The following is a 24589-nucleotide window of genomic DNA, read 5'->3' on the forward strand; positions in this document are numbered from 1 at the left end:
ATCTTGAGACAGGGATTTTTATCAATAATGAATTATTTCGCAATTGGGTAAACTGATACTTGTTTCTTATCGCGACCTTTACGTTCAAAGCGTACTACGCCTTCAACTTTCGCGAACAATGTATCGTCTCCACCGCGGCCAACGTTAACACCTGGGTAGATGTGAGTACCGCGTTGACGGTAAAGGATAGATCCTCCAGTTACAGTTTGTCCGTCAGCTGCTTTAGCTCCAAGACGTTTTGCTTGTGAATCACGTCCGTTTGACGTTGAACCTCCACCTTTTTTGTGGGCGAAAAGTTGCAAGTTTGCAAGATTCATTTTTAACATAGTGTTTTTCCTCCGTGTTAGTTTTCTGTGATAACTCTAGTTTGGACGAACTCAGATGAGTCCTCCGATAAGTTTGCCATTCCCAAGAAGAATGATTCAAAGAAAAGTTGAGTCATTTCTCTCTGGTGCGGCGGAATATCCGTTGGTATTTCTACTCTTAAAAATCCGCCTTCTTCTTCGTTTAATTCTAAGATTGGTTCGTAGCCTGCAAATTTTTCAATCGAATTGATAAAATTTATGGCAAGCGTAGAAACCGATGCACACACGACATCAAAGCCGTATTCGCCACTTTCGGCGTGTCCAGTAATTTCCGCACTCCTCAGCTCGCCATCTTCGGCTTTCTCAAAGACTGCCTGTATCATGTGTTCTCCTATAAATTAAGCGTTGATTGCGTTGATGACAACTTTAGTGTATGGTTGACGGTGACCTTGTTTGCGGTGGCTACCTTTTTTAGGTTTGTACTTGTAAGTAACAACTTTCTTTTGTTTTCCTTGTTTTTCAACAGTTCCAACTACAGTAGCTCCAGCAACAAGTGGAGTTCCGACAACAGTTTTATCACCACCAACAAGAACAACTTCGTTAAAAGTCACTTCTTGACCAGCTTCAACATCCAATTTTTCAACGTAGATAGCTTGACCAACTTCAACTTTAACTTGTTTTCCGCCAGTTTTAACGATTGCGTATGTGCTCATTATGCACCTCCTATGATTTTTTTGGGTTTCCCCGTATTTTTGTGAAGACTCGCCTAGCATCGTGGGACGAACCACTTAATACTCACTAAATATGAGCTACGATGTTCGAGCGGTTGCACAGGCTGTGCATAGTCAACATTCTTAGTATAGCACTTATTACCTACTTTGACAAGTAATAAATTTGAATAAAAAGGATTTTTTCAAAATATTTGTTACAAACTAAAAAGCCAGGATTACCTGACTTCTTAGGCTCTATAATTTCTGTAGTGGGTAAATCCACCGCAGGGATTATGGAGCCTTTTTAAGTGTACACAAAAAGTCCCATATGACCTATAATGAAAAGCGACAAAACCATCATTAGAAAGAATCTTATGGAACAATTAAATTTTATCACAAACTTACTGGAAATCAAAGACCCTAACATCACTATCTTGAATGTTCTAAATGCTGGAACGCATAAAGAAATCTTCGCCAAGCTAGATTATCCCGCACCTAAATGCCCTCACTGTCAAGGACAAATGGCTAAATATGACTTCCAGAAAGAATCGAAAATTCCCTATCTAGAGTGCGCGGGATACAAGACATTGATTCGTCTAAGGAAACGACGTTTCCGCTATCAGGATTGCGGAAAAATGGCTGTCTCTACTTCCACCGTCATTCGTAAATTGAAAGAATTCAAGTTCAAGACTGACCTTAGCTACCTTCCAGAACACATGAGCTGGGATGAATACAGCTTCAAGAAAGGAAAGATGAGCTTCATTGCACAGGATTTCGATTCCAGAAAGATCATAGCTATCTTAGATGGACGGACCCAAGCAACGATTCGCAATCACTTTCTGCGCTATTCCAGACAGGTCCGAAACGGCGTTAGAGTCATTACCATGGACATGTTTAGTCCCTACTATGACTTGGCTAGACAACTTTTTCCATGCGCTAAAATCGTCCTCGATCGCTTTCACATTGTGCAACATCTCAGCCGGGCTATGAGTCGTGTTCGTGTTCAAATCATGAATCATTTGGATCGAAAATCGCATGAATACAAAGCATTGAAACGCTACTGGAAACTCATTCAACAAGATAGTCGGAAACTCAGCGATAAACGCTTTTATCGTCCGACTTTTCGCTTGCACTTGACAAATCAAGAGATTCTTGAAAAGCTACTCTCTTACTCTCAAGAACTCAGAGAACACTATGAGCTTTACCAACTCTTGCTTTTTCATTTTCAAGAGAAACAAGCTGAGCATTTCTTTGGACTCATTGAAGAAAGGATTGCTTGTATAAATCCTATCTTTCAGACTGTTTTTAAAACCTTTCTCAAGGACAAAGATAAAATTATCAACGCTCTTGAACTCCCTTACTCAAATGCAAAACTAGAGGCTACAAACAACCTCATCAAGGTTATCAAGCGCAACGCTTTTGGATTTCGGAACTTTGACAACTTTAGAACTAGAATTCTCATCACTTTGAATATCAAAAAGGAGAGAACCAATTCGGTCCTCTCCAGGATATGACTTTTCGTTAACCCACTACAGTTGACAAAGAGCCACTTCTTAATCTAAAATTACAATTCGATGTCACCAAAAAGATCCGCCATTGAGAAACCAGTTTGAGTTTCTGGAAGCTCAAAGTCACGTTTTTCTTGACGACGTGGGCGACGTGGACGAGATTGACGTTTCTCTTCTTTTTGTCCTTCTTCTTGAGCTGGACGTTCTTCAAGAGCCTTGATAGAAAGTGATACACGCTCAGCGGCAGCATTTACTTCAAGAACTTTAACAGTCACTTCTTGACCAACTTTAAGCGCATCTTTTGGATTTTCAACACGTTTGTGTGAAATTTGTGAGATATGAACAAGTCCATCAATTCCTGGCAATACTTCAACGAAAGCACCGAAGTCAGTCAAACGTTTTACTGTTCCTTCAATCACATCACCAGCAGCAAGTTTTTGCTCAACGCCATCCCAAGGTCCAGGAGTTGTTGCTTTAAGTGAAAGTGACACACGACCTTCCTCTTCGTTCAAGTCAAGAACCTTCACTTCGATTTCTTCACCAACTGAAACAACAGATTTTGGTGAAACATTGCGTTCGTGAGAAAGTTCAGTCAAGTGAACCAATCCATCAACACCACCAAGATCAATGAAAGCACCAAAGCTTGTGATACGAGCAACTTTACCAGTCACAACATCACCAACATTGAGCTTGCCAAATACTTCCGCACGAGCTGCAGCTGCAGCTGCTTCTACAACTTCACGACGTGAAAGGATGAAGCGGTTTTCTTTTGGATCTACTTCTTTAATTTTAGCATCAAATTCTTGACCTACAAAACGCTCAGTGTTGCGAACGAAACGAGTATCGAGCATTGAAGCTGGAATAAATCCACGAAGTCCTTCAAACTCAACAGAAAGTCCACCTTTAACAGCACGAGTGCCCTTAACAGTAACAACTTCTTCTTCACGACCAACCAATTTGTCCCATGCTTTGCGAGCTTCTAAACGTTTTTTAGATACTAGGTAAGTTACAGTATCAGTGTCTTTACCTACTACTTGACGAAGAACAAGCAATTCAAGTGTTTCACCTGGTTTTACAAGGTCATTAATGTCTGCATCACGGTCGTTTGTCAACTCACGAAGAGTCAAAACACCCTCAACACCAGTTCCAGCGATTGCAACATTAGCTTGGTTAGCGTCAACAGTCAATACTTCAGCAGTAACGACGTCACCTGGCTCAACTTGGCTAACACTGTTTAGCAAATCTTCAAATTCATTCATCTAAAAAAATCCTCCAACAATCAAGTATACTACTTGACATACTTATAATTATTTTCCTAAGCACCCGCAAACGACATTTGATTTATCTTTAACGTTTTCCACCCTATAAAGAAATAAAATATCCAACGATATTTTATCATTTATCTGATCTATTACCTAAGAACTGGGGTAGCTGGATTCGAACCAACGCATGAGGGAGTCAAAGTCCCTTGCCTTACCGCTTGGCTATACCCCAAGATGAGCGCTGACAAAAGTCACTTTATCATCATCACAAGTAACGCTAATGGAGAGAGAGGGATTCGAACCCCCGAACCCGAAGGAGCGGATTTACAGTCCGCCGCGTTTAGCCTCTTCGCTATCTCTCCGCAATCAACGACATCTATTATATCATTGTTGCCATGAAAATGCAAGCCCTTATTTACCTAAACTGTAGGTTTCAATCAAACTTTCCACTGCTTTTTCAAGCTTTTTATAAAAACTTTCAACATTTCCATTTTTTACAACTGCAAATTGGCCATCAAACTCCGCAATCTCACCAATTGCCTTTTTCCCAATGGAGAGTGTATACCCATCAAATTGATCAGCACCGACGGTTACCTTGCTATCTGCAATCTGAATCTCAATTTTTTTATCTTTTTTACTCATTCTTCTACCTCTTTCAAGTCTCTATTTTACACGAAAATAGCTAAGCTGGCAAGTGATTTCGTCATTAAAAAGAGCCTCAAAGGGCTCTTGGGTTATTCATCTACTTTGACAATCCAGCCTTCTGGTGCTTCCACATCACCGAATTGGATGCCGGTCAATTCATCGTAGAGCTTGCGGGTCACAGGTCCGACTTCCGTCTCGCTATAAAAGACATGGAAATCATCACCATGCTGGATTCCTCCGATTGGTGAGATGACAGCTGCTGTTCCACAGGCACCTGCTTCGACAAATCGATCCAAATCATCAATCGGTACATCGCCCTCAATCGGAGTAAGACCTAAGCGGTGCTCGGCCAGATAAAGCAGAGAATATTTAGTAATAGACGGTAGAATGGATGGACTGAGCGGGGTCACAAATTCATTATCCTTGGTAATTCCAAAGAAATTAGCTGAGCCGACTTCCTCAATCTTAGTATGAGTCGCAGGGTCCAAGTAAATGACATCAGAAAAGTTCTTTTCTTTAGCAATTTTTCCTGGCAGAAGACTGGACGCATAATTCCCACCAACCTTAGCCGCACCTGTACCGTGTGGAGCTGCGCGGTCGTATTCATCCTGAATCAAGAAATTCGTTGGCATCAAGCCACCCTTGAAGTAATTGCCAACTGGCATGGTGAAAATCGTGAAAATGTACTCCTCAGCTGGCTTTACTCCGATAATATCGCCAACCCCAATCAAGAGCGGACGAATATAAAGGGTACCGCCTGTTCCGTATGGCGGAACATATTCTTGATTGGCGCGAACAACCTGCTTGACCGCATCCACAAACATTTCTGTAGGAACTTGTGGCATGAGCAGGCGATCTGACGTGCGTTGCAGGCGCTTAGCATTTTCATCTGGACGGAAAAGCTGGATACTGCCATCCTTAGTGCGATAAGCTTTCAGCCCCTCAAAAGCCTGCTGGCCATAGTGAAGACACGGCGAGGACTCAGAAATATGCAGGATCGCATCTTCAGTCAGCTGGCCCTTCTCCCACTGACCATTCCGGTAATGAGCGATATAGCGATAGGGTAATTTCATATATGAAAATCCAAGATTTTCCCAGTCAAGATTTACTGTCATAGTCTTTTCCTCTTTTCCTAATCTTTCAATTTATAGATACTCCCTATTTTACACCTTTTTATGAAAACTTCAAGTTTTATTTGCAATATTCTGAAAATTTCTTTTAAAAATGAGGCTGGGACAAAAGTCCTAGCCTCTCAATTGTCTTTGGATTGTCGAGCAAGACGCAGTGGTTGAGTGGACTCTACTACGCTGATTTCATCAGCTTTTACAGCCCTACTCAACTGTGCGGAGGTGGGACGACGAAATCGAATTCTAACGAATTACCGATTTCTGTCCCACTCTCTAATATGGATTATTTGATATAAGCTGAGAAGACTTCTTCGTCTGAAATAGTATCAGAGATAAAGCTGCCGTTACTGGTGCGCTCAGACAGGCTGAGGTCAGCCAGATTGATTTCATAGGCCGTTCCTTTATTAGAAAGGACTTGTAAAATCTGCTCCTCACTGGCTTCTGCTTCGGTAGTAAAGAGGTCAAAGTCCGTAGCTTCGCCAAAGACTGGACCAGCTGCGAAGACACGATGCGGCTTGGTCTTAAGCTCTCTCAGAACTTGAAGACCGCGATTTGCCCGACTGGCAACAGGAATATCTGCGACTGCCATACGCTTGAGCGAACCGCGCTGAGTCAGGATGTAAAGCGAGTCTGTGTTGGCGATAAAGGCTGCCGCTAGGACATCGTCCTTCTTGAGGTTGATAGCCTTTACTCCAGCCGCTTTAGCTCCGACAACTGGTACTTCTTCAATATTGAAACGCAGGGCATAGCCCTTTGTAGTCACTAACATGACATCGTCTAGCTTAATCGGTGCCAGAGCAATGACCTGATCTTCTTCATTTTTCAGCTTGGCAAACTTGAGCGACTTAGACTTGTAGGTCCGCCAAGGGCTGAACTCCTTGCGCTCCACTCGCTTGATTTGGCCTAGCTTGGTCGCTGCAAAGTAAGTCCCTTCCTCAAAGCTGTCCAGCAATTCTGTATAGATAACCTCTTCCTTGGTATCAAAATTGCTGATGGTCTGGCTGAGGTGTTCGCCGATTTCTTTCCATCGGATGTCTGACAGCTCATGAACAGGCCGGTAAATGACATTTCCTAGACTCGTAAAAATCAGCAAGTGCTGAGTCGTCTTGGCTGGACTGAGGAAAATCAGGCGGTCATCATCACGCTTGCCCATCTCCTCTAAGGTCGAAGCAGAGAAGGAACGCGGACTGGTCCGCTTGATATAACCAGAACGAGTCACGCTGACATAGGTTTCTTCCTCAACAATCAGACTAGCTGTATCAATCTCAATGGCATTTGCTGTATCTTGCAACTCACTGAGACGCGGATTGCCAAACTTCTTCTTGACATCGCGGAGCTCCCGCTTCATAAGATTATACATGGTGCGCTCATCACCGATAATGGCAGCCAGCATGGCAATCTTCTCGCGGAGCTCTGCTTCTTCCTCTTCCAGAACCACTACATCTGTATTGGTCAAACGGTAGAGTTGGAGAGTGACGATAGCCTCAGCTTGCTCCTCAGTGAAATCATAGCTAACTTTAAGATTTTCCTTGGCGTCCGCTTTGTTTTCGGAAGCACGAATCAGGGCAATCACCTCGTCCAAGATGGAAAGCACCCGAATCAATCCTTCCACGATATGAAGCCGTTTCTCAGCCTTGGCCTTGTCAAAGCGGCTGCGAGCCAGAATAATCTCCTTGCGGTGGGCAATGTAGCTGGTCAAGATTGGTACAATCCCCACCAAACGAGGCGTGAAATTATCAATAGCCACCATGTTAAAGTTGTAATTGACCTGCAAATCAGTGTACTTAAAGAGGTAGTTGAGAATCAGCTCGGTATTAGCATCTTTCTTAAGCTCGATGGCAATACGAAGACCGTCACGGTCGGATTCGTCCCGCACCTCAGCAATGCCGGCCACCTTATTATTGACCCGCACATCGTCGATTTTCTTGACCAAGACCGCTTTATTAATCTCGTAAGGAATCTCGGTGATGACGATTTGCTCTTTTCCACCCTTTAGCTTTTCAATCTCAGTTCTAGAGCGCACCACGACACGACCTTTACCAGTCTCGTAGGCTTTCTTGATTTCATCACGACCTTGGACGATAGCTCCTGTCGGGAAGTCTGGACCAGGAAGAAACTCCATGAGTTTGTCCACCTTGGCAGACGGATGGTCAATCATATAGATGACCGCGTCAATGACTTCGGCTAGATTATGAGGTGGAATATCAGTCGCATAACCAGCGGAAATCCCAGTTGCTCCATTGACCAAGAGATTAGGAAAGGCTGCTGGCAGAACAGTCGGCTCCTTCTCGGTATCGTCAAAGTTCCAAGCAAAAGGAACAGTATTTTTCTCGATATCCTGCAAAAGATAGCCAGCCATCTCAGACAAGCGCGCCTCAGTATAACGCATAGCCGCCGGTGGATCACCGTCCATGGAACCATTATTTCCGTGCATCTCAACGAGAATCTCACGGTTCTTCCAGTCCTGAGACATGCGGACCATGGCATCGTAGATGGAGCTGTCACCGTGGGGGTGGAAATTCCCCATGATGTTCCCAACTGACTTGGCTGACTTGCGGTAGCCCTTGTCAAAGGTATTGCCGTCCTTGTTCATCGAATAAAGAATACGGCGCTGAACAGGCTTCAAGCCATCGCGAATGTCCGGCAAAGCCCGCTCTTGAATGATATATTTGGAGTAGCGACCAAAGCGCTCTCCCATGATGTCCTCAAGGGACATGTTTTGAATGTTGGACATAATAATTCTCTTTTTAGTGTTTTATTGTAAAGTAAATCTATATTTTATAAATTTAACTGTTTCTTTGTAGGTAGTGAGAAAAGAAGAGCAATCCTACTAATCCTAGAATGAATAAAAGATTAATTTTAATAACAAATAAGCTAAGTAGGGTATTAATTAGACCGTGAAAAATGGCGCAAAAGAGGACCGACCTAGTCTTTTTGAAAACAGCCGCTAGAAGAATGCTGAGATAAATTGCGAATAGACTGAATAATATAAAAGGCATCCTACTTTGGGAACTTCCAATCACAAACCATAAAGGTATATGCCATGCTGCCCAAATACAACCTGTTATTAAACTGGAAATCCAAAAGGAGAATCTAGTTTCCAAAGTTGGTTGCAAGGTGCCTCGCCATCCCAATTCTTCTTCGCCACCATAAACACAGACTGCACTCAAAAAAACAACAAACAAATTTCCTAGCGGAAAAGCTGGATTAATCTCCTTAGAAGAAAAAGCAATAACACCCGTCTGCACGAAAATTAGTAAAAGAAATAATAAAATATATTTCTTTGAGTCCCCCAAGATAAAAGAGACTATGCTTTTAATTGATTTTTGAGGCAAACAAGAAATGGCTGCAATGGTTGGACCGAAACCTCCTAGTAGATGGAGAAAAACTCCCAGTGGACTTGTTAGACTTAAGAGGCTCATTTGCGTCAGAAAAGCGAGCAATCCCCAACCAAATCCCCAAGAAATGAGAAAACTAATCAGTAAAAATTTTGTTATCTTATTATTTTGTAAATGTTTCATTTGTTTCGAGCCTCTCCTCAGCATACTCAATCATCTTCTCTGCGGTTGCTTTGTCATAGTGGAAGCCGGTTTTGAGAGAGAAAGCTTGTGCTTCTTTGTAGAAAAAGTCCATGGTAGCCAATAGAGACTTGGTGAGGCTTTTCTGGTCAGAAAAGTCAAGCAAGGCTGTAAATTCTTTCTCTTTCTTGGCAGGCAAATACTGAAAGAGGTATTTGTAGTTCTTACCAACATCAACCGTCCCCTTTTCTGCTGCCACTTGCCAAGCTAAAAGCTTGAGCAATTCTTGCTGGCAGATTCCATACAGATGATCTGTCGCATAGACAAGGTGATTTCGACAAATGCCCTTGACCACATAGGCTGACACCCACCAAAATTCATTGCAGGATTTGTCAAAGTCAGTCGCACTAGCTGGTGCCGTCCAGTAGCGCTTAGGCGTCGGTGCATAAGGGGCAAAAAGCCCCTGCGGGTCATCCAGCACCGTGAAATCTGCTTCACTATCCACCCACTCTTTGATGTGCTCTTTGGGGCAGAGGGTCAAATCGATCCGATTGCCATCTTCAAAGAGCATGAGATAGAGGCGGCGATGGTCAAGTAGGTTATGCTGCTCGATGATGCGCTTGCCAAACCTTTCCAACCAAGCAAGGTCGGCCGTCAGACCATCCAAATCCTCCACAATGTAGACCACATCATAGTCTTGGAACTCGTCCTTGGGGGCATTTGGGTTTGTCCGTGAGCCGGACATGGCGACAGCGTTGACTTGTAGCACTTTTGCAGTTTGCAAAATCACGTCAAACATCTCGGGTTCAGTTCTCATAAAGTCCAATTACTCCTCCTTCTCAAAGACGACACTGGCTGTTGTGCCAAGTAGCCCTTCTTTAGAGACTTGCTGGAAATACATCTTCCTGTCATTGACTTTTTCGATGATGAAATGAGTGCCGTCGGTGTCTGTCAGCTCAACGGTCTTTATATCCTTCTGCTTGAGCGTCGCACTTTCAGCTACCGCTTCATCACTGTTATAAATAGACCAGTGCTCCTTTGTTTCCTTAAAGGTATAAGTCACCTGCCAGTCCTTGCTATACCAGCGCCCCTTAAGCCAAGTCAGATCAGCCCTAGAACTACAAGCTACCAGAAGTACCATCAAGCAAGTCAACAAAATAATAAGACTACATTTTTTCATACGAGTATGCCTCCTAATATCAAAGTTCTTGGTATCTATAATAATCCCTTACAAAATAGAACTATTATATTAAACCTGAATAAAGAATGTGTTATGCTCTTTTAACTAGCCAAAAGTCTCTTTTATATTTTTATTTTCACGATAACCAACTACTAACTGAACAGTAGCGCTAATAAAAGAAAGGGGCAAGAACACACATATCCAGCCAGTGAATAAGGGTTCCAACATATCGGACCAATATTGAAGGAAGGTGGTTAAAAATAACATCATGATATTACAGATGGAAGCAATCATGAACAAGAGGGAATTGATCATCAGAATATTTGCTAGCTTTTCTGGGAAACATCTACGATGGAGAATACTCTTTATAAAAGCAGTGATTCCACAAAGGAGGTTTAAAGGGGAAAAAGTAAAAGAGAAGTAAAATATGAAGAGCAATCCCGCATACTCCCTACCTGCTAAGGGATTATCAAACAAAAAGATGCAAGCGGTAATAACCATTAAGACAAAGGAAAAAATAAAATGAGTTCGGTTAGGCCGCTTACTGTAATAGATTAAATAAATAACAGGCCCTGCAACGACAGGAATAATGATATAAGCATAGTATAAAAGATATCCAAACATACACACTTACCTCCAATGAGTGAAAATCAGCTTGTTAAATCAGAGCGGAGTTACTTCTTCTCCTCTCACAACTCCTCAGCTTTATATAGGCTATATCCTTCATAGTAGTAACTATGGTCAACGCCCTTCATGTAGAGGTTGCGGTTATGAATGTCCGTTGTGAGGGCTTGCTTGAGGACATGCTTGATTTCTGTGTCTCGAATGGGGCTGCGCTCCATAGCTAGGAGGTAATCTTCCTTGTCCACTTGAGACCAGTCCACAACTTGCCCCAGCTCAGCCTTGAGTAGGTGGTCCAGCCAAAGCCTCATGCTCCTACCATTCCCCTCGCGAAAAGGGTGGGCAATATTTAGCTCAACGTACTTTTCGACAATCTGCTCAAAGGTCTGCTGAGGCATGCGGTCGATATTTTCCAAGGAAGCTGCCAGATACATGACAGGCGCAAAGCGAAAATTCCCTTTGGCGAGATTGACTGTCCGAATCTGGCCAGCGAAGTCATAGATTTCTTCAAATAAGAACCTATGAATAAAGGCCAGAGTCGCATAGGTGCCAGCTGCTTTATCGTCCAGAAGCTGCTCTTCAAAAAGTTTTTTAGCTCGGGTTTTGCTGATTTTTTCTTCAATCTTAGCTAGTTCAAGTGAATCCGTCAGCCCCAGTTTATTGTCAAGCGTCATGGTTGGCTCCTTTCGTCAGAAGTTGCTAGTTCGCCTCCGCCACTTCTTCTTTCACCTTCTTGGCTGGTTTGCGTTTTTTGTAGCGGCTGCGGATAGTGTTGAGGTGGTCGCGGAGGTTGACCATGTGAGTTCTTTCGGGATAAGCGTAAGCACCGATGGCGGTGAAGTCCACAAGAAAATCATAAATTTCTTGTAGCTTGAGGCGGACGGTCTTATTCTGGCTTGGAGCCTTGCCCTTGAGCTCTGTCAGTCGCTCCTTGTAAACCTTGTCAAAGGCCTTCTGAGCCGCTGCCAGACTATCAACATGGGCTTCCAGATGCAACTTAGCTAGCGCTGTCTGGTAGGCTGACTTTTTCAGCTCTTGAAGTAGATGCTTTATGCCCTCGGTCTCCTTTTCAAAGCTAGTTCCAGCTAGGCCACTGTAGTTTTTCAGGAGCTGAGACAGGGTCTCGTAGGCCTCCTTGGTCGCTGCATCCTTGACCCGTGCAAAGGCCCGAACTAAAGACTGGAGCGTAGCCAAAGCATCGTCGCGCTCACGGTCAGCCTGATCCAGACTAGCCACTAGCTTGCTGGACTTGGTCTGATGAAGCCCGCCCTGTAGCTTAGCCAAAAGTTGCTCCATCTCCGTCAACTTAGCCGTGTAAATAGCGTCCACCTTGTTTTCCTTGATAAAAGCCGCAATTTCCTCCATGCTCTCAGACATGAGCTGGAAAAATTCGTTGTTTTCTAAAGATTTAACATCCAAACTGGTAGTTCCATAAATTTTTTTCATTTTTACAATCTCCTAATTTTTTATTTTAATGTGCTTTTTACTCCATCCGATTTTCGGAAAAAGTTTTTTGCTCTTGTAAGAGCTCGTCCGAAAAACAGAAGTTCGTCTTTTACTCCAAAAACGCTCGTCCGATTTTCGGACAAACAGAATTTACCAAGAAAGGCCTCGTCCGAAAATCGGACGGACTCATTCACGCTCTGGAGAGCTTATCCGAAAATCTGGTGAGGTGTTTGATGTATGCTATGGCAGCATTCATCACAGTGCTTACTATATTTTTGCGTTAGCAAAGGTTCTAGCAGCATAATATTTATCATAAATCAAATCGCTCTTTAAAGTATTGATTAGATCTTTATTATAATCAATATCATCATTTAAAGCATGATTCATTTTAAATAAGAATGTATAAAAATCACCATAAAAAGTCCCCCTTTCCTGTTTATACACAGGAACTCGAATATCTATAGAATATTTGTGTTTATCCTCTATTCTTTTCTTTCCACATTTAACAGCTACATTATATTTCAATTTACAACTTCTATCGACTAAAACGGTAAACTTAACATCATTAGAACCAGGAGTTAATCGTTGGAAGCAAGTAACAGATTTTTGTTTGGTGTCTTCAAGCAAATTAATCAATGGAACTTCACCCATAACAGAACCAGCAAAACCTAGTGGGCTATTGCGAAATCTCTTTTCATTTCTATCGTAAACTACAATTAACATTAGATTAGGTATTTCTTTTCCAGTATTATCAAAAATTGTAATTTTTAGAAATTGTAATTTGGTATTTTGTTCAAATTCAGAAACAAATTCATCAAATGGAAGTATAATTAAACTCTTAATATCTCCAGACTTTAAAATCAGGGGATTTTGTAGAACTTTCTGTGTTTCATAAATTTCCTTAAAAGTATCTTTCTCAAGCCTAGTAAACTTAACAATATACTGGTCTACCATCGACTCTTTAGTTCCATTGTTATATGTTAGAAGCACAAATTTCTGATTTCTATCGTAAAAGCCACCATCGTATTGAATATCTTGAAAATCGTTATTGTTTTTCCTGATATTATATAATTCAATTTCTGTTACTGATTGAATAGCACTTCTTTTGTTTTCTACAGTTAGAGTATTTAATAAAAAATTTGAATATAACTGTTGTCCAGAAGCTGCTGGTTCAGGAACTCCATTTCTGTTATTTATGTTTAAAATACTATTTCCAACTATATCTATCTTTTTTGCATTGTCAAATCTATTTTTTAAACTATGTACTATAATTGGTCCCAAAATCGTAGTTACTATCAGAGCTAATACTACCCACCACCACTGTTGTGATATTGGTAAATCATTTTGCTGAACATTTTGTATTGTTATAAACATGCTTTGCTATATCCCCCTAAAACACCATCTCCCCACTCTCCTCAAGAGTAAACTTGACGTTATCCTCAATCCACTTACGGCGTGGTTCGACCTTGTCGCCCATGAGGACATTGACACGGCGTTCGGCGCGGGCCAGGTCTTCAATGGTGACACGGATGAGGGTGCGGGTTTCGGGATTCATGGTCGTCTCCCAGAGCTGGTCAGCGTTCATTTCACCAAGCCCCTTGTAGCGCTGAAGCATGGCACCCTTGCCAAACTTGCGGCGCAGGTCATCTAGCTCTCCATCGGTCCAGGCATACTCGACGACTTCGCTCTTGCCCTTGCCCTTGGACATCTTGTAGAGAGGCGGCAGGGCGATATAGACGCGGCCGGCCTCTACCAACGGGCGCATATAGCGATAGAAAAAGGTCAGCAGCAAGGTTTGGATATGGGCACCGTCGGTGTCCGCATCGGTCATGATGATGATCTTGTCATAGTTGGCGTCCTCAAGGGTAAAGTCTGTCCCAACACCAGCACCGATGGTGTAAATCATGGTGTTGATTTCTTCGTTCTTGAGAATGTCAGCCATCTTAGCCTTAGCAGTATTGATAACCTTACCGCGCAGGGGCAGGATGGCTTGGAACTTACGGTCACGGCCTTGCTTGGCAGAGCCACCGGCAGAGTCTCCCTCGACCAGATAGAGTTCGTTCTTGGCTGGGTTCTTGGACTGGGCTGGAGTCAGCTTACCAGAGAGCAAGCCCTTGTCTTTCTTATTCTTCTTGCCATTGCGGCTTTCGTCACGCGCCTTGCGGGCCGCTTCCCTAGCATCTCTAGCCTTGATAGCCTTACGGATGAGATTGGACGCCAGCTCACCATTTTCCAAGAGGAAGAAAGTCAGCTTGTCAGAGACGATAGAGTCCACGGCCGGACGAGCTAGAGGACTGCCCAGCTTGTCCTTGGTCTGGCCTTCAAACTGCAGGTGCGCCTCAGGGACCAGGATGGACAGGACAGCAGCTAGACCCTCACGGTAGTCCGAGCCTTCCAGATTCTTGTCCTTGTCCTTGAGTAGGCCGGTCTTTCTGGCATAGTCGTTCATGGCCTTGGTAATGGCAGACTTGAGCCCTGTCTCATGGGTCCCGCCGTCCTTGGTGCGGACGTTATTGACAAAGGACAAGATATTATCTGAGTAGCCGTCGTTGTACTGGAGGGCCACCTGAACTTGGAAGCCGCTCTCCTCGCCCTCGAAATAGAGGACAGGAGTCAGGGTTTCCTTGTCTTCATTGAGGTAGCTGACAAAGTCCTCAACCCCGTTCTCATAGTGAAACTCTACTTCTTCGCCAATCCGTGCATCGGTCAACGACAGGCGAACATTCTTGAGCAGGAAGGCTGATTCCTTCAGCCGCTCCGCAATGGTGTTGTACTTGAAGTCTGTCGTTGAAAAAATCGTGTCATCCGGCATGAAGGTCACTTTGGTCCCAGACTTGGACTTAGGTGCCGTGCCGATTTTCTTGAGCGTAGTGACTGGTTTTCCGCCATTTTCAAAGCGCTGCTTGTAAACAGTGCCATCGCGCGTGATTTCCACTTCCAGCCAGCTAGACAGGGCATTGACGACAGAGGAGCCTACACCGTGGAGACCGCCTGAGGTCTTATATCCGCCTTGACCGAACTTACCACCAGCGTGAAGAACGGTGAAGATGACCTCAACTGTGGGAATCCCCATAGCGTGCTTGCCGACTGGCATCCCGCGTCCGTGGTCTGCGACGGTCAGACTGCCGTCCTTGTTGATGGTGACCTCGATTCGGTCACCGAAGCCTGACAAGGCTTCATCGACTGCATTGTCTACAATCTCCCAGACCAGATGGTGGAGTCCCGCTCCGTCAGTCGATCCGATATACATCCCCGGACGTTTGCGGACCGCATCCAACCCTTCTAATACCTGAATGGCATCGTCATTATAATTGTTAATATTGATTTCCTTTTTTGCCACAAGAACCTCCTGCATGATAGTCATCCTTATTATCTTACAGGTTTTTGGCAAATTTTGCAAAGTTTTTTCTAAAAAATAGCTCTGAAAAGGCTGATAAAGCCTAGATTTCCACTCAACTAGCTGAAATTCGCCTTAGCTGACAATCGTCAGACTAGACAATTCCTTGAAAATATTCTCAGAATAGTTCTTTGTCCAAACCCCAAATCATGGTATAATGAAATCATGATGAACACGATAATTGGATTAATACTAGCATACTTACTGGGCTCCATTCCGACAGGTTTGTGGATTGGGCAGATTTTCTTTAAAAAGAACCTCCGCGAATACGGCAGTGGCAATACTGGCACGACTAATACTTTCCGTATTTTGGGAAAGACGGCCGGCACCGCAACTTTTGTGATTGACTTTTTCAAAGGTACACTGGCAACCCTGCTGCCGCTTTTCCTGCATATTGAGGGGATTTCACCACTGATTTTCGGTCTCTTGGCTGTGATTGGTCATACCTTCCCTATCTTTGCGGGCTTTAAGGGGGGCAAGGCTGTAGCGACTAGTGCGGGAGTCGTTCTAGGCTTCTCACCAGCTTTCTTCATCTATCTAATACTTGTCTTTGTGACGACCCTTTATCTGGGAAGTATGATTTCCTTAGCCAGCGTGGTCTCCGCAATCGTGGGCATCCTGTCCGCTTTGCTTTTCCCTGCTTTTGGCTTTCTTTTACCTAGCTATGATCTCCTTTTTACCTTGATTATTATCCTATTGGCAGCTATTATCATCATTCGTCACCGTGATAATATCCAGCGGATTCGAAATAAAACTGAAAACCTAATCCCTTGGGGCATCAATCTCACCAAACAAAATCCAAAAAAATGAGAGTGGGACAGAAATCGGTAATTCGTTAGAATTCGATTTCGTCGTCCCACCTCCGCACAGTTGAGTAGGGCTGTAAAAGCTGATGAAATCAGCGTAGTAGAGCCCACTCAACCACTGCGTCTTGCTCGACAATCCAAAAACAATTGAGAGGCTAGGACTTTTGTCCCAGCCTCATTTTTCTTAGTCTTTTTGAGTTTTTTTCAGGCTTGCTACGCCGAACGTTCCCAGAACCAGTCCAAAGAGGGAAATAAGGAAAGGATTTTTGCTTCCTGTTTCCGGAAGAATTTCTTGCTTACTTACTGCTCCTGTAGGACGAACCTGTGCTGGAGCTTGATAGGTCGGCTGGCTCAGGTGAGATGGAACTACTGGATTGCTAGGAGTCGTTGGGGTAGTAGGGTTACTTTGTCCAGGCTTAGAAGCGGCATCGTTTGGATTGGTGCCTTGTTTGATTTCCTCGATGTCTGTGTAGCCATCACCATCTGTATCCTTGCTAGCAGACATAGAAATCGTGCGAGAATTAGGATTGATAACTGCATAAGCCGTCAAATCAGCACTTTCCAGATAGTCTGCAAATGCTACGTCCATAGATGGTCCTTCTTCACGTGCACCACCCAGCATGGTATAACCGTCACCACCGGCTGCTAAGAAGTCGTTGGTTGTCAGGTAATAGGTCTTAGCCAGTTCAAGAGCCTCATAAGCACCTGTTTCTTTATTCTTGATTTCGATGTGAAGAATACGTTTCTCTGCTGGCAGGGTTGTGTCATAGTAAACTTTAGCACCAGAGACTTGCAGGAAACCGCCGCTTGGCTCTAACAATGGTTGGCCGTTTTCATCCAAGACAGGTTTTCCATCTTTTTCTTGCAGGATTGAGCCCAAAGATTTGGCAAACATATCTGCGATATTCTGACCTGTTACCTTGATTTGAGAAATGGTGTTACCGAAAGGCAGAACAGCAATGACATTTCCCTTAGTAATTGGCTTGTCTTTGGAAATCGTTTCTCGTAAACCACCACCGTTGGTTACAGCCAAGTCTGTTTTATTGGCAAATCCTGTTTGTCCATATTGGTAAAGGGCATCTGCTACCACGTTCCCCAGATTGGTTTCTCGAACGCGGACATTTTCACGATCACCGTTAAGCTCCACAGGGCTGTTTGCCACGACCACCTTGGCATTTTCTGCATCGTATTTTTCCTTAATCTTCTTGACCATCTCTGCTACAACTGGATCTGGAGTGGCTTTTTTAGCTGTTTCAGCTGGGATTTGCTGAGGATTTCCCAAAAGTTGGTTGGCCTTAAAGGTAACTTTACCGATATTATGTAAGTAGCTGCCAGTCTGGTTGTAGGTCACATTTTCTCCGTAAGTAGTGGACTCAACTGTATGAGAGTGACCATCAATCACGGTAACACGTTTGCCTCTGAGTTTTTCATTTGCAGACAGGGCTGCCGCTAGAGTAGAGCCGCGCCATTCAAGTGGCGTCGTAGTATCAACACCTAAGTGAGCCAGAACAACATAGTTTTTGTAAGTCTTGCCTTCTGCAGCTGCACGTGCTTCGACCTCGTCAATCACCCGATTAACCTCTGTGATTGGATCCGCGAAGGTCACACCTTGAATGTTTTTAGGGTGGGTTTTCGTAGCTGTCTCAGGAGTGGTCACCCCAATCACAACAAACTCATCACCTTCTACATTCTTATCCTTGTCCACAATGGTTGAAGCTTGGAAAACACGTGCATTGTTAGCATAAGTATTGGAGCTGAGCAGTGGGAAATTGAGAATTTCTTTGTATTTTTTGGCTTCATCCAAACCAAAGTCAAATTCATGGTTTCCGACCGCCATTGCATCATAACCAATTTCATTCAGAATCTTCGCACGTTCTTCCCCTTTTGAACTGTTTGAAATTGGCAGACCTTGGAAAGCATCACCTGCATCCACAACGAGAGTTTGAGGATTTTTCGCACGTTCTTCTTTGATGACAGCTGCAAGCTTGGCATCTCCGATAACACCTTTTTCTTCCACGATACGGCCGTGTACATCATTTGTGTGAAGAATGGTTGCCTCAAGCAAATTTGCTTCAGGAGCCGCCGCACCTGATGCGTCCTGACCATTAGCAGCTATAGCTGCATTCACACTAGCTTCATCGGCAGATTCACCACTGGTCGGTGCTACTTCAGTTTCAGCTGGCTGTTGAACAGAGTTGCTAAGATTTGACACTGTCGTAGCTGGTTGAACATCATCCGCCGCAACTTGATGGGCCAAAAAGGCAGGCGCCAAAAGGATTGTGGATAAAACAGGTAAAATAAGATGCTTCTTTTTCATCAAAAAGCTCCAATCTATGTTTTTTGTAATATTATACCGTTTTTTTGTAAAAAGTGAATCTTATTTGGTCAGATTTTAACCAAGTCCTCTCTTTTCCTCCATAATAAGAAAAAACGCCCCAAATCTGAAAGGGACGTTGCTATTCTGCAAATTTAAACTTAGGCTTGGAAGACAATTTCTCCATCGCAGATGGTATATTTGACTTGACCTTTGAGTTCTTCACCAACAAAAGGTGAGTTGGCTGCTTTAGATGCAAAGTGATCGGAGACTAAGCGGTCAGCTTTAGGATCGAAAATAGTGATGTCAGCTGGACCTTCTTCGGCCAGAAAACCAGCATTAAAATCATAGAGACTAGCTGGATTGACCGTCATTTTCTCTAACAGTTGCATGAGGCTAAGGTGCCCTGCTTCCACCAGATAGGTCAGCCCCAGAGAAAGCGAGGTTTCAAGACCAGTCATACCAGATGGTGCCTTGGTAATATCCGCCACATTTTTCTCATCAGCATGGTGAGGTGCGTGGTCCGTTGCAATAACGGAAATGACACCCGATTTGAGCCCTTCAATGACACCCATACGGTCAGATTCCAACCGCAAAGGCGGATTCATCTTAGCACTGCTGCCCTTGGTCAACAGCAGAGACTCAGTCTTGGAGAAGTGCTGAGGTGCTGCTTCTGCCGTTACCTGAGCCCCCAGTTTTTGGGCAAACTCGACAACCTTGACACTTTCTGCCTTGGATAGATGCTGAATATGGACATGGGCTTTAGCATCGTAGGCAATCATGACATCGCGAGCAATCATACTATATTCGGCCACACCTGTCGCCCCGCAAAAATTAAAATGCTCTTTGGCGATATTTTCATTGAAGCCCAGAATACCGTTGAGTCCTGGATCTTCCTCATGCAGACAAATAAAGGTCTTGTTTTTTCTGGCTTCGATCAAGGCTTCTCGAAGAACCTTTGAACTTTCCAAAGGAATCCCGTCATCTGAGAAGCCAACGGCACCAGCAGCCAAGAGAGCTTTGAAATCTGTCAAATGCTGGCCATCGAAATTCTCAGTAATGGTCGCGACCGACTTGATATGAATATTTTCACGACTAGCTGACTCTAGCACTTCCTGCAGCGTTTCAACTGTAGAAATGGTCGGATTGGTATTGGCCATCATAACGACCGTTGTAAAGCCGCCTGCTGCCGCTGCCAAAGCTCCTGTGTGAATGTCTTCCTTATGAGTCTGACCCGGCTCCCGAAAATGAACGTGAATGTCAACCAGACCGGGGGCAACGACCAAACCACTGGCATCTAGAACTTGGGCATCAGTCGCTTCCAGATTTTGGCCGATTTTGACAATTTTCTTGCCCTCCACCAGCACATCACACACTTGATCTAGACCAGACTTAGGATCCATTACACGGCCATTCTTGATTAGTAGCATTTTTTATCTCCTTTATTCGTAAAAATCGACCTGCGTGTCGAGCAGTTTATCACCATCATAAACAAATTTGGCTGAAAAGAAGGGCTTATCCTCCAACAGCCATTCAACAAAGGTATGATCACCTTCCCAAGTTGGTTTTGAAAGAACCTGATCGTAAGGCACCCATTCCAGCGTCCCTTCATTGCAATCAATCAACTCTCCTTCAAACTCCGTTACCTTGAAAACATAGGTGTACCAGTCCAAGTCGGGAGTGAATTCTGGAAAAGTAATAACACCTTTTAGGACAGGCTTGGTCTTTAGACCTGTTTCCTCTAAAATTTCGCGAGCAGCGCATTCCTGCGGGGTTTCTCCCCGCTCTAGCTTGCCACCGACACCAATCCATTTCCCAGCATGGACATCGTTGGGCTTTTTGTTGCGGTGCAACATGAGAAAATCCCGACCATTATCAATATAACAAATCGTTGCTAACTGAACCATACTACCTCCTATGCTAACCAATTGATAGGCTCCAAGCCTTTAGTAACTAAAAACTCATTGGTGCGGGAAAAGGGTTTACTGCCAAAAAAGCCACGGTAAGCAGACAGCGGACTTGGATGAGCCGACTCAATAATCAAATGTTGGGAATTACTAATCAAAGCTTTTTTCTTACGGGCGTAAGAACCCCAGAGGATAAAGACAACCGGATCTGACTTTGCATTAACGACCTTAATAATGGCATCCGTAAAAGGCTCCCAGATTAAGCCGGCATGAGCATTGGCCTGGCCAGCAGGTACTGTCAGTCCAGCATTGAGCAAGAGAACTCCTTGCTGGGCCCATGAAGTCAAATCATGTGACTCTTTCACTCCGATATCATCAGCCAGTTCTTTGAGAATATTCTGCAAAGAAGGCGGTGCTGGAATGTCATCAGGGACCGAAAAACTCAAGCCCTGCGCCTGTCTCGGTCCGTGGTAGGGATCCTGCCCTAAAATAACCACCTTAACATCCGCCAAATCCGTCGTCTGAATGGCATTAAAAACCTTGTCGCGAGGTGGGTAAATGGTTCCTGAAGCATAAACTTCGTCTAAAAAATGATTGATTTTTGCAAAATAACCTTCTGGCAGCTGCTCCTTAATCAAAGCGTGCCAAGCTGAATGCTGCATCTTCTCTCCTTTTTATTTTACATTCTATGTTTACGAGCAAGGGATGACAATAGGTCTCCTTAGACCTCATTTTTTCCAAAACTTCATGCGATTCAAATCTAGCGGATACTGAGTCAAACCCACAGCAGATAAAATCAGAATCTGCGGCAAAAACTGAATCAGATAACGGGTCTTCCCTCCCTCAAAAATTTGCAAAAAGAGTAAACCTCCAAAGACTGCCAAAATTAAGAAATTCAAAGAGTCGTCTGGTCGGTATTTCCAAAGGGCAAAGACAAGCCCTAAAGCCATAATAATCCAAACCACCTGCTTAAGTAGCGAATAATAACGATAACTATCCTTATCTGAATTTAGGAAAAAATCACGGATAAACTGGGTAAATGCATTATCTTTTGTGCTTTCATAAAGCGGTGAAATATAGGGCGTTTTTTCATGTTCAACACTCCGATAGAGCCAGCCCAAGTTGCCTTCGGCAACCGTCAAAGATTGCTTATAATACAGATGTTGAAGAAAGGTTAACGGAGTGTATTCCTTCAGGCGACGCTTGATTTCCTTAATGACATTTTCGGTAGCAAACATTCCATTATTGTAGTCATCTCGCTTATCAGGATCAACATATTGCAACAGCCCTTCCTTCATATCCTCCTGATCGTGACCAATATTGGTTAAACCCAGATTGATGAAAAGTAGCGGTCCTTTGGCCAGTCCTTTCCCTTGGATAATCGGCACTTCTGTCTGATGAGCTAGGCCATAATGAAGCGGAAGATAGCTAGCAGAAAAACCAAGGCCGAATACCGTCGCAGTCAAGAAAAACTTTTTCCAGTTTTTCCTCAAAAACAGGACTCCAAAAACAGCAATCATCAGAATCATCACTGTCGGACGAATCAGAAAGGCAAGACTGGTCAGAATTCCTAGCAAGAAGCTGCTGCCAATGATTTGTCTGGTTTTTTCCTGATTTTTGAGTAAACCAAGAGCCAGAAAAATCTGTAAACTAATTAAAGGCAGAGGGGGAATATCAGTATACATGGACATGTAATAAGGTGAAAATCCGACCAGAGCCACATAGAGGGTAAATGTCACATCTGCTACAGTCTGAGAAAAATATCTCTGACAGCCTTTGTAGAGAATCCAAGCCGCAATATTGACATAAAAAAGATTGAGTCCCTGCATAATCCAGAGAGCTGCTTCTCCAAAAAGGTTGAAGAAAAAACGCTCATAGAGAAAGAGGGGCAGATTATTGGGATTGCGCGTCAGATAGCTGGAAATAGATGACTCCTTCAGGTACTTGAAAGCCCCTGTGAAAACTACCGCTGCATCCCGCCTAATCAAAAGCTCAGCCGATAAGAGCATGATGAGCTGAAAAAGAAGAGCTGCAAACGCTATGGCAAGCTTATGCCGCATTAGAAAATGATAAGACTTTTTGAGCTGAAGCCGATAGCGATCCGCTAGAAAGGCCAAGATGCCAAACAAAATCAGAGCCAGACTATTCAAATAAGCCAAATAGACACCGAAACCAATAGCTGTAAACAACCAATGAATGCTCAATACCAGCATAATTTTTTGCAGGATCGAAAAAGTGACATGATAAATCTTAGACATAGCTTCATTATAACAAAATCAAGGTTTTTTTGCTATTTTAAAAAGTGAACGACATCAAAAATCACCCCTAAAAAGGAGACAGGGACATCCTCATCCCGCCTCCTCGTACCTTCTTAATTTTGCCAATTTTCTTGATCGTCTTTGAACTTCTTCAATAAAGCCAATCCTTCTGCATTGATGTAGCCTTCTTGTTCGGCCAAGTGGATAAGCTCTGTATAGTTTGACAAGGTAACTAACTTCACGCCTGCATCCGCAAAGTTCTTATCCGCCTTGGGCAATTCATAGGTGAAGATTGCTGCAGCACCAATCACATCTGCCCCTTCACGCTTGGCTGCTGCAATAGCATCCAAGACAGACCCACCAGTGGAAATCAAATCTTCAATCACAACCATCTTTTGACCAGGAGCGACACGCCCTTCAATCTGATTACCCGCCCCGTGATCTTTTGGTTTGCTGCGGATATAAGCAAAAGGTAGATTCATCTTGTCGGCGATGATAGCCCCGTGAGGAATGCCTGCTGTTGCCGTACCCGCAATCACTTCCACATCAGGAAATTCCGCACGGATTTTTTCGACAAAGCCATTTTCAATCAAAGTCCGAGTTTCTGGGTAGGCCAAAGTCACTCGGTTATCCGTATAAATCGGTGATTTAATCCCAGAAGCCCAAGTAAAAGGCTCCTCTGGTTTCAAGTAAACCGCTTTGATTTTCAACAAGTCGCGTGCAATATCGTTGGCTAAAGTCATTTTGTACTCCTTATAAATCTGTTTTTTAAGCTATTCGTTTCGTTTGAAGGTTTCATTTGAAAGTCTTATTTTTGCTTAGCTGTTCCACTGTCTCTTAATTTCATGATAGGCATCCCAAGGATTTTCAGCCTGAATAATCGGCCGACCAACCACAATATAATTGCTGCCAATCTGATGAGCTTCCTGCGGCGTCATGACCCGTTTTTGGTCACCGATTTCAGCACCTGCTGGCCGGATACCCGGCGTCACACAAAGAAAATCGTCCGCCGTAGCTTCCTTGATCAGCTCAACTTCCAAGGCTGAACAAACAACCCCATCCAGCCCAGCTTCCTTGGCCTTGCGGGCATAATTGACAACGGATTCTTGCACGGTTGTTTGGATATTTTGGCAGTCGCGCATGTCTTCTTCGCTAGTTGAAGTCAACTGGGTTACCGCTACCAGCTTCGCATTGTCACCGAGAACTTTTTTGGCCTCCCGCATCATCTCAACGCCGCCAGCTGCATGAACTGTCACCATATCAATGCCGAATGTTCCCAAAACAGACATAGCTGAACGCACGGTATTAGGAATGTCGTGCAATTTCAAATCGAGGAAAATGCTATGTCCCAAACCTTTCAGATAATGCACAATTTCTGGACCAATGGCATAAAAGAATTCCATGCCGATTTTGACGTACAGTTTTTCATCTTCAGGAAAATGCTCCAGGAAGTTTTTGACATCATCAAAGGATGGAAAGTCTAGGGCGATAATGGGACGTTCTTCACGCATGAGGTAGGTTCTCCTTATTATTTACTAAAAATAGCAATGATTTAAAATCATAGAAAAAACCTTGCCCGAGAGCA

At 43.7% G+C, this 24589-nt stretch carries 24 protein-coding genes, 2 tRNA genes and 1 other annotated feature; of the genes, 2 read left to right on the plus strand and 24 right to left on the minus strand.

Going from position 1 to position 24589, the window contains the following annotated elements:
* Positions 1-32: 32 nt before the first annotated feature.
* The 3 genes from rpmA to rplU are packed head-to-tail and all read right to left on the minus strand — an operon-like array spanning position 33 to position 1018.
* The gene (rpmA, locus tag FZ952_RS02105; RefSeq protein ID WP_003032879.1) at positions 33-326 is read right to left on the minus strand and encodes a 50S ribosomal protein L27; all 294 of its coding nucleotides are present in this window, start codon (positions 324-326) and stop codon (positions 33-35) included.
* 17 nt (positions 327-343) lie between these two features.
* Positions 344-688: a ribosomal-processing cysteine protease Prp gene (locus FZ952_RS02110; protein ID WP_037616265.1), complete on the minus strand. Its 345-nt coding sequence runs from the start codon at positions 686-688 to the stop codon at positions 344-346.
* Positions 689-703: 15 nt separating this feature from the next.
* Entirely contained in the window at positions 704-1018 is a 315-nt protein-coding gene (gene rplU, locus FZ952_RS02115; RefSeq protein WP_015605032.1) for a 50S ribosomal protein L21, read from the minus strand.
* 35 nt (positions 1019-1053) lie between these two features.
* Positions 1054-1143: a sequence feature (ribosomal protein L21 leader region), on the minus strand.
* A gap of 246 nt (positions 1144-1389) precedes the next feature.
* Between rplU and FZ952_RS02120 the strand changes: the two genes are divergently transcribed.
* Positions 1390-2529, plus strand: a complete 1140-nt coding sequence (locus FZ952_RS02120; protein WP_148880407.1) for an ISL3 family transposase — start codon at positions 1390-1392, stop codon at positions 2527-2529.
* A 50-nt stretch (positions 2530-2579) separates the two neighbouring features.
* Here FZ952_RS02120 and rpsA read toward each other — a convergent pair whose 3' ends face one another.
* From rpsA to parE, 14 genes are all read right to left on the minus strand, one after another.
* Positions 2580-3782, minus strand: a complete 1203-nt coding sequence (rpsA, locus tag FZ952_RS02125; protein ID WP_037616267.1) for a 30S ribosomal protein S1 — start codon at positions 3780-3782, stop codon at positions 2580-2582.
* 163 nt (positions 3783-3945) lie between these two features.
* Positions 3946-4017: transfer RNA gene (locus FZ952_RS02130), tRNA-Gln, on the minus strand.
* Between the two features lie 49 nt (positions 4018-4066).
* Positions 4067-4147: transfer RNA gene (locus tag FZ952_RS02135), tRNA-Tyr, on the minus strand.
* 49 nt (positions 4148-4196) lie between these two features.
* Positions 4197-4427: a DUF2969 domain-containing protein gene (locus FZ952_RS02140; protein WP_148880408.1), complete on the minus strand. Its 231-nt coding sequence runs from the start codon at positions 4425-4427 to the stop codon at positions 4197-4199.
* Between the two features lie 92 nt (positions 4428-4519).
* A complete protein-coding gene (locus tag FZ952_RS02145; RefSeq protein WP_316246189.1) occupies positions 4520-5575 on the minus strand; it encodes a branched-chain amino acid aminotransferase in 1056 nt (351 codons plus the stop codon).
* 265 nt (positions 5576-5840) lie between these two features.
* Positions 5841-8291 carry a DNA topoisomerase IV subunit A gene (gene parC / locus FZ952_RS02155; protein WP_148880410.1) on the minus strand — a complete coding sequence of 817 codons (2451 nt, stop codon included), beginning with the start codon at positions 8289-8291 and terminating at the stop codon, positions 5841-5843.
* A 52-nt stretch (positions 8292-8343) separates the two neighbouring features.
* Positions 8344-9078 carry a CPBP family intramembrane glutamic endopeptidase gene (locus FZ952_RS02160; protein WP_148880411.1) on the minus strand — a complete coding sequence of 245 codons (735 nt, stop codon included), beginning with the start codon at positions 9076-9078 and terminating at the stop codon, positions 8344-8346.
* Positions 9059-9892: an aminoglycoside 6-adenylyltransferase gene (locus FZ952_RS02165; protein WP_148880412.1), complete on the minus strand. Its 834-nt coding sequence runs from the start codon at positions 9890-9892 to the stop codon at positions 9059-9061. The genes FZ952_RS02160 and FZ952_RS02165 overlap by 20 nt, the downstream gene beginning before the upstream one ends.
* 9 nt (positions 9893-9901) lie before the next feature.
* The gene (locus FZ952_RS02170; protein WP_231853854.1) at positions 9902-10255 is read right to left on the minus strand and encodes a DUF4962 domain-containing protein; all 354 of its coding nucleotides are present in this window, start codon (positions 10253-10255) and stop codon (positions 9902-9904) included.
* A 105-nt stretch (positions 10256-10360) separates the two neighbouring features.
* On the minus strand, positions 10361-10879 hold the full coding sequence (locus FZ952_RS02175) for a hypothetical protein (protein WP_148880413.1): 519 nt from the start codon (positions 10877-10879) through the stop codon (positions 10361-10363).
* A gap of 65 nt (positions 10880-10944) precedes the next feature.
* Complete coding sequence (gene fic / locus FZ952_RS02180; protein ID WP_148880414.1) at positions 10945-11550, minus strand: protein adenylyltransferase Fic; 606 nt, start codon at positions 11548-11550, stop codon at positions 10945-10947.
* 25 nt (positions 11551-11575) lie between these two features.
* Positions 11576-12322, minus strand: coding sequence for a DUF6261 family protein (locus FZ952_RS02185; RefSeq protein WP_148880415.1), 747 nt, complete (start codon positions 12320-12322; stop codon positions 11576-11578).
* 267 nt (positions 12323-12589) lie between these two features.
* Positions 12590-13696 carry a hypothetical protein gene (locus tag FZ952_RS02190; RefSeq protein WP_148880416.1) on the minus strand — a complete coding sequence of 369 codons (1107 nt, stop codon included), beginning with the start codon at positions 13694-13696 and terminating at the stop codon, positions 12590-12592.
* Positions 13697-13712: 16 nt separating this feature from the next.
* Positions 13713-15662 carry a DNA topoisomerase IV subunit B gene (gene parE / locus FZ952_RS02195; protein ID WP_148880417.1) on the minus strand — a complete coding sequence of 650 codons (1950 nt, stop codon included), beginning with the start codon at positions 15660-15662 and terminating at the stop codon, positions 13713-13715.
* A gap of 222 nt (positions 15663-15884) precedes the next feature.
* Here parE and plsY point away from each other — a divergent pair, with 222 nt between their 5' ends.
* Complete coding sequence (gene plsY / locus FZ952_RS02200) at positions 15885-16529, plus strand: glycerol-3-phosphate 1-O-acyltransferase PlsY (RefSeq protein WP_037617553.1); 645 nt, start codon at positions 15885-15887, stop codon at positions 16527-16529.
* A gap of 180 nt (positions 16530-16709) precedes the next feature.
* Here the strand turns inward: plsY and nt5e are convergent, their stop codons facing one another.
* The 7 genes from nt5e to pyrF all read right to left on the minus strand — a co-directional run bounded on the left by nt5e (position 16710) and on the right by pyrF (position 24515).
* Positions 16710-18842, minus strand: coding sequence for a cell surface ecto-5'-nucleotidase Nt5e (gene nt5e / locus FZ952_RS02210; protein ID WP_148880418.1), 2133 nt, complete (start codon positions 18840-18842; stop codon positions 16710-16712).
* A 158-nt stretch (positions 18843-19000) separates the two neighbouring features.
* Positions 19001-20269, minus strand: coding sequence for a dihydroorotase (locus FZ952_RS02215; protein WP_148880419.1), 1269 nt, complete (start codon positions 20267-20269; stop codon positions 19001-19003).
* A 12-nt stretch (positions 20270-20281) separates the two neighbouring features.
* Positions 20282-20746 carry an NUDIX hydrolase gene (locus tag FZ952_RS02220; protein ID WP_148880420.1) on the minus strand — a complete coding sequence of 155 codons (465 nt, stop codon included), beginning with the start codon at positions 20744-20746 and terminating at the stop codon, positions 20282-20284.
* Positions 20747-20754: 8 nt separating this feature from the next.
* Complete coding sequence (locus FZ952_RS02225) at positions 20755-21408, minus strand: uracil-DNA glycosylase (protein ID WP_148880421.1); 654 nt, start codon at positions 21406-21408, stop codon at positions 20755-20757.
* Between the two features lie 66 nt (positions 21409-21474).
* Positions 21475-23004 carry a glycosyltransferase family 39 protein gene (locus tag FZ952_RS02230; RefSeq protein ID WP_148880422.1) on the minus strand — a complete coding sequence of 510 codons (1530 nt, stop codon included), beginning with the start codon at positions 23002-23004 and terminating at the stop codon, positions 21475-21477.
* Between the two features lie 113 nt (positions 23005-23117).
* Positions 23118-23747 carry an orotate phosphoribosyltransferase gene (gene pyrE, locus FZ952_RS02235; RefSeq protein ID WP_125373497.1) on the minus strand — a complete coding sequence of 210 codons (630 nt, stop codon included), beginning with the start codon at positions 23745-23747 and terminating at the stop codon, positions 23118-23120.
* 75 nt (positions 23748-23822) lie between these two features.
* The gene (pyrF, locus tag FZ952_RS02240; protein WP_037618089.1) at positions 23823-24515 is read right to left on the minus strand and encodes an orotidine-5'-phosphate decarboxylase; all 693 of its coding nucleotides are present in this window, start codon (positions 24513-24515) and stop codon (positions 23823-23825) included.
* Positions 24516-24589: the final 74 nt, after the last annotated feature.

This window comes from Streptococcus sp. Marseille-P7376 (genome assembly GCF_902460385.1).
GTDB classification, from domain to species: domain Bacteria; phylum Bacillota; class Bacilli; order Lactobacillales; family Streptococcaceae; genus Streptococcus; species Streptococcus sinensis.

Coding starts and splice junctions, on each gene's coding strand:
- rpmA (WP_003032879.1), bottom strand. CDS start 326: ATGTTAAAAATGAATCTTGCAAACTTGCAACTTTTCGCCCACAAAAAA.
- FZ952_RS02110 (WP_037616265.1), bottom strand. CDS start 688: ATGATACAGGCAGTCTTTGAGAAAGCCGAAGATGGCGAGCTGAGGAGT.
- rplU (WP_015605032.1), bottom strand. CDS start 1,018: ATGAGCACATACGCAATCGTTAAAACTGGCGGAAAACAAGTTAAAGTT.
- FZ952_RS02120 (WP_148880407.1), top strand. CDS start 1,390: ATGGAACAATTAAATTTTATCACAAACTTACTGGAAATCAAAGACCCT.
- rpsA (WP_037616267.1), bottom strand. CDS start 3,782: ATGAATGAATTTGAAGATTTGCTAAACAGTGTTAGCCAAGTTGAGCCA.
- FZ952_RS02140 (WP_148880408.1), bottom strand. CDS start 4,427: ATGAGTAAAAAAGATAAAAAAATTGAGATTCAGATTGCAGATAGCAAG.
- parC (WP_148880410.1), bottom strand. CDS start 8,291: ATGTCCAACATTCAAAACATGTCCCTTGAGGACATCATGGGAGAGCGC.
- FZ952_RS02160 (WP_148880411.1), bottom strand. CDS start 9,078: ATGAAACATTTACAAAATAATAAGATAACAAAATTTTTACTGATTAGT.
- FZ952_RS02165 (WP_148880412.1), bottom strand. CDS start 9,892: ATGAGAACTGAACCCGAGATGTTTGACGTGATTTTGCAAACTGCAAAA.
- FZ952_RS02170 (WP_231853854.1), bottom strand. CDS start 10,255: ATGAAAAAATGTAGTCTTATTATTTTGTTGACTTGCTTGATGGTACTT.
- FZ952_RS02175 (WP_148880413.1), bottom strand. CDS start 10,879: ATGTTTGGATATCTTTTATACTATGCTTATATCATTATTCCTGTCGTT.
- fic (WP_148880414.1), bottom strand. CDS start 11,550: ATGACGCTTGACAATAAACTGGGGCTGACGGATTCACTTGAACTAGCT.
- FZ952_RS02185 (WP_148880415.1), bottom strand. CDS start 12,322: ATGAAAAAAATTTATGGAACTACCAGTTTGGATGTTAAATCTTTAGAA.
- FZ952_RS02190 (WP_148880416.1), bottom strand. CDS start 13,696: ATGTTTATAACAATACAAAATGTTCAGCAAAATGATTTACCAATATCA.
- plsY (WP_037617553.1), top strand. CDS start 15,885: ATGATGAACACGATAATTGGATTAATACTAGCATACTTACTGGGCTCC.
- nt5e (WP_148880418.1), bottom strand. CDS start 18,842: ATGAAAAAGAAGCATCTTATTTTACCTGTTTTATCCACAATCCTTTTG.
- FZ952_RS02215 (WP_148880419.1), bottom strand. CDS start 20,269: ATGCTACTAATCAAGAATGGCCGTGTAATGGATCCTAAGTCTGGTCTA.
- FZ952_RS02220 (WP_148880420.1), bottom strand. CDS start 20,746: ATGGTTCAGTTAGCAACGATTTGTTATATTGATAATGGTCGGGATTTT.
- FZ952_RS02225 (WP_148880421.1), bottom strand. CDS start 21,408: ATGCAGCATTCAGCTTGGCACGCTTTGATTAAGGAGCAGCTGCCAGAA.
- FZ952_RS02230 (WP_148880422.1), bottom strand. CDS start 23,004: ATGTCTAAGATTTATCATGTCACTTTTTCGATCCTGCAAAAAATTATG.
- pyrE (WP_125373497.1), bottom strand. CDS start 23,747: ATGACTTTAGCCAACGATATTGCACGCGACTTGTTGAAAATCAAAGCG.
- pyrF (WP_037618089.1), bottom strand. CDS start 24,515: ATGCGTGAAGAACGTCCCATTATCGCCCTAGACTTTCCATCCTTTGAT.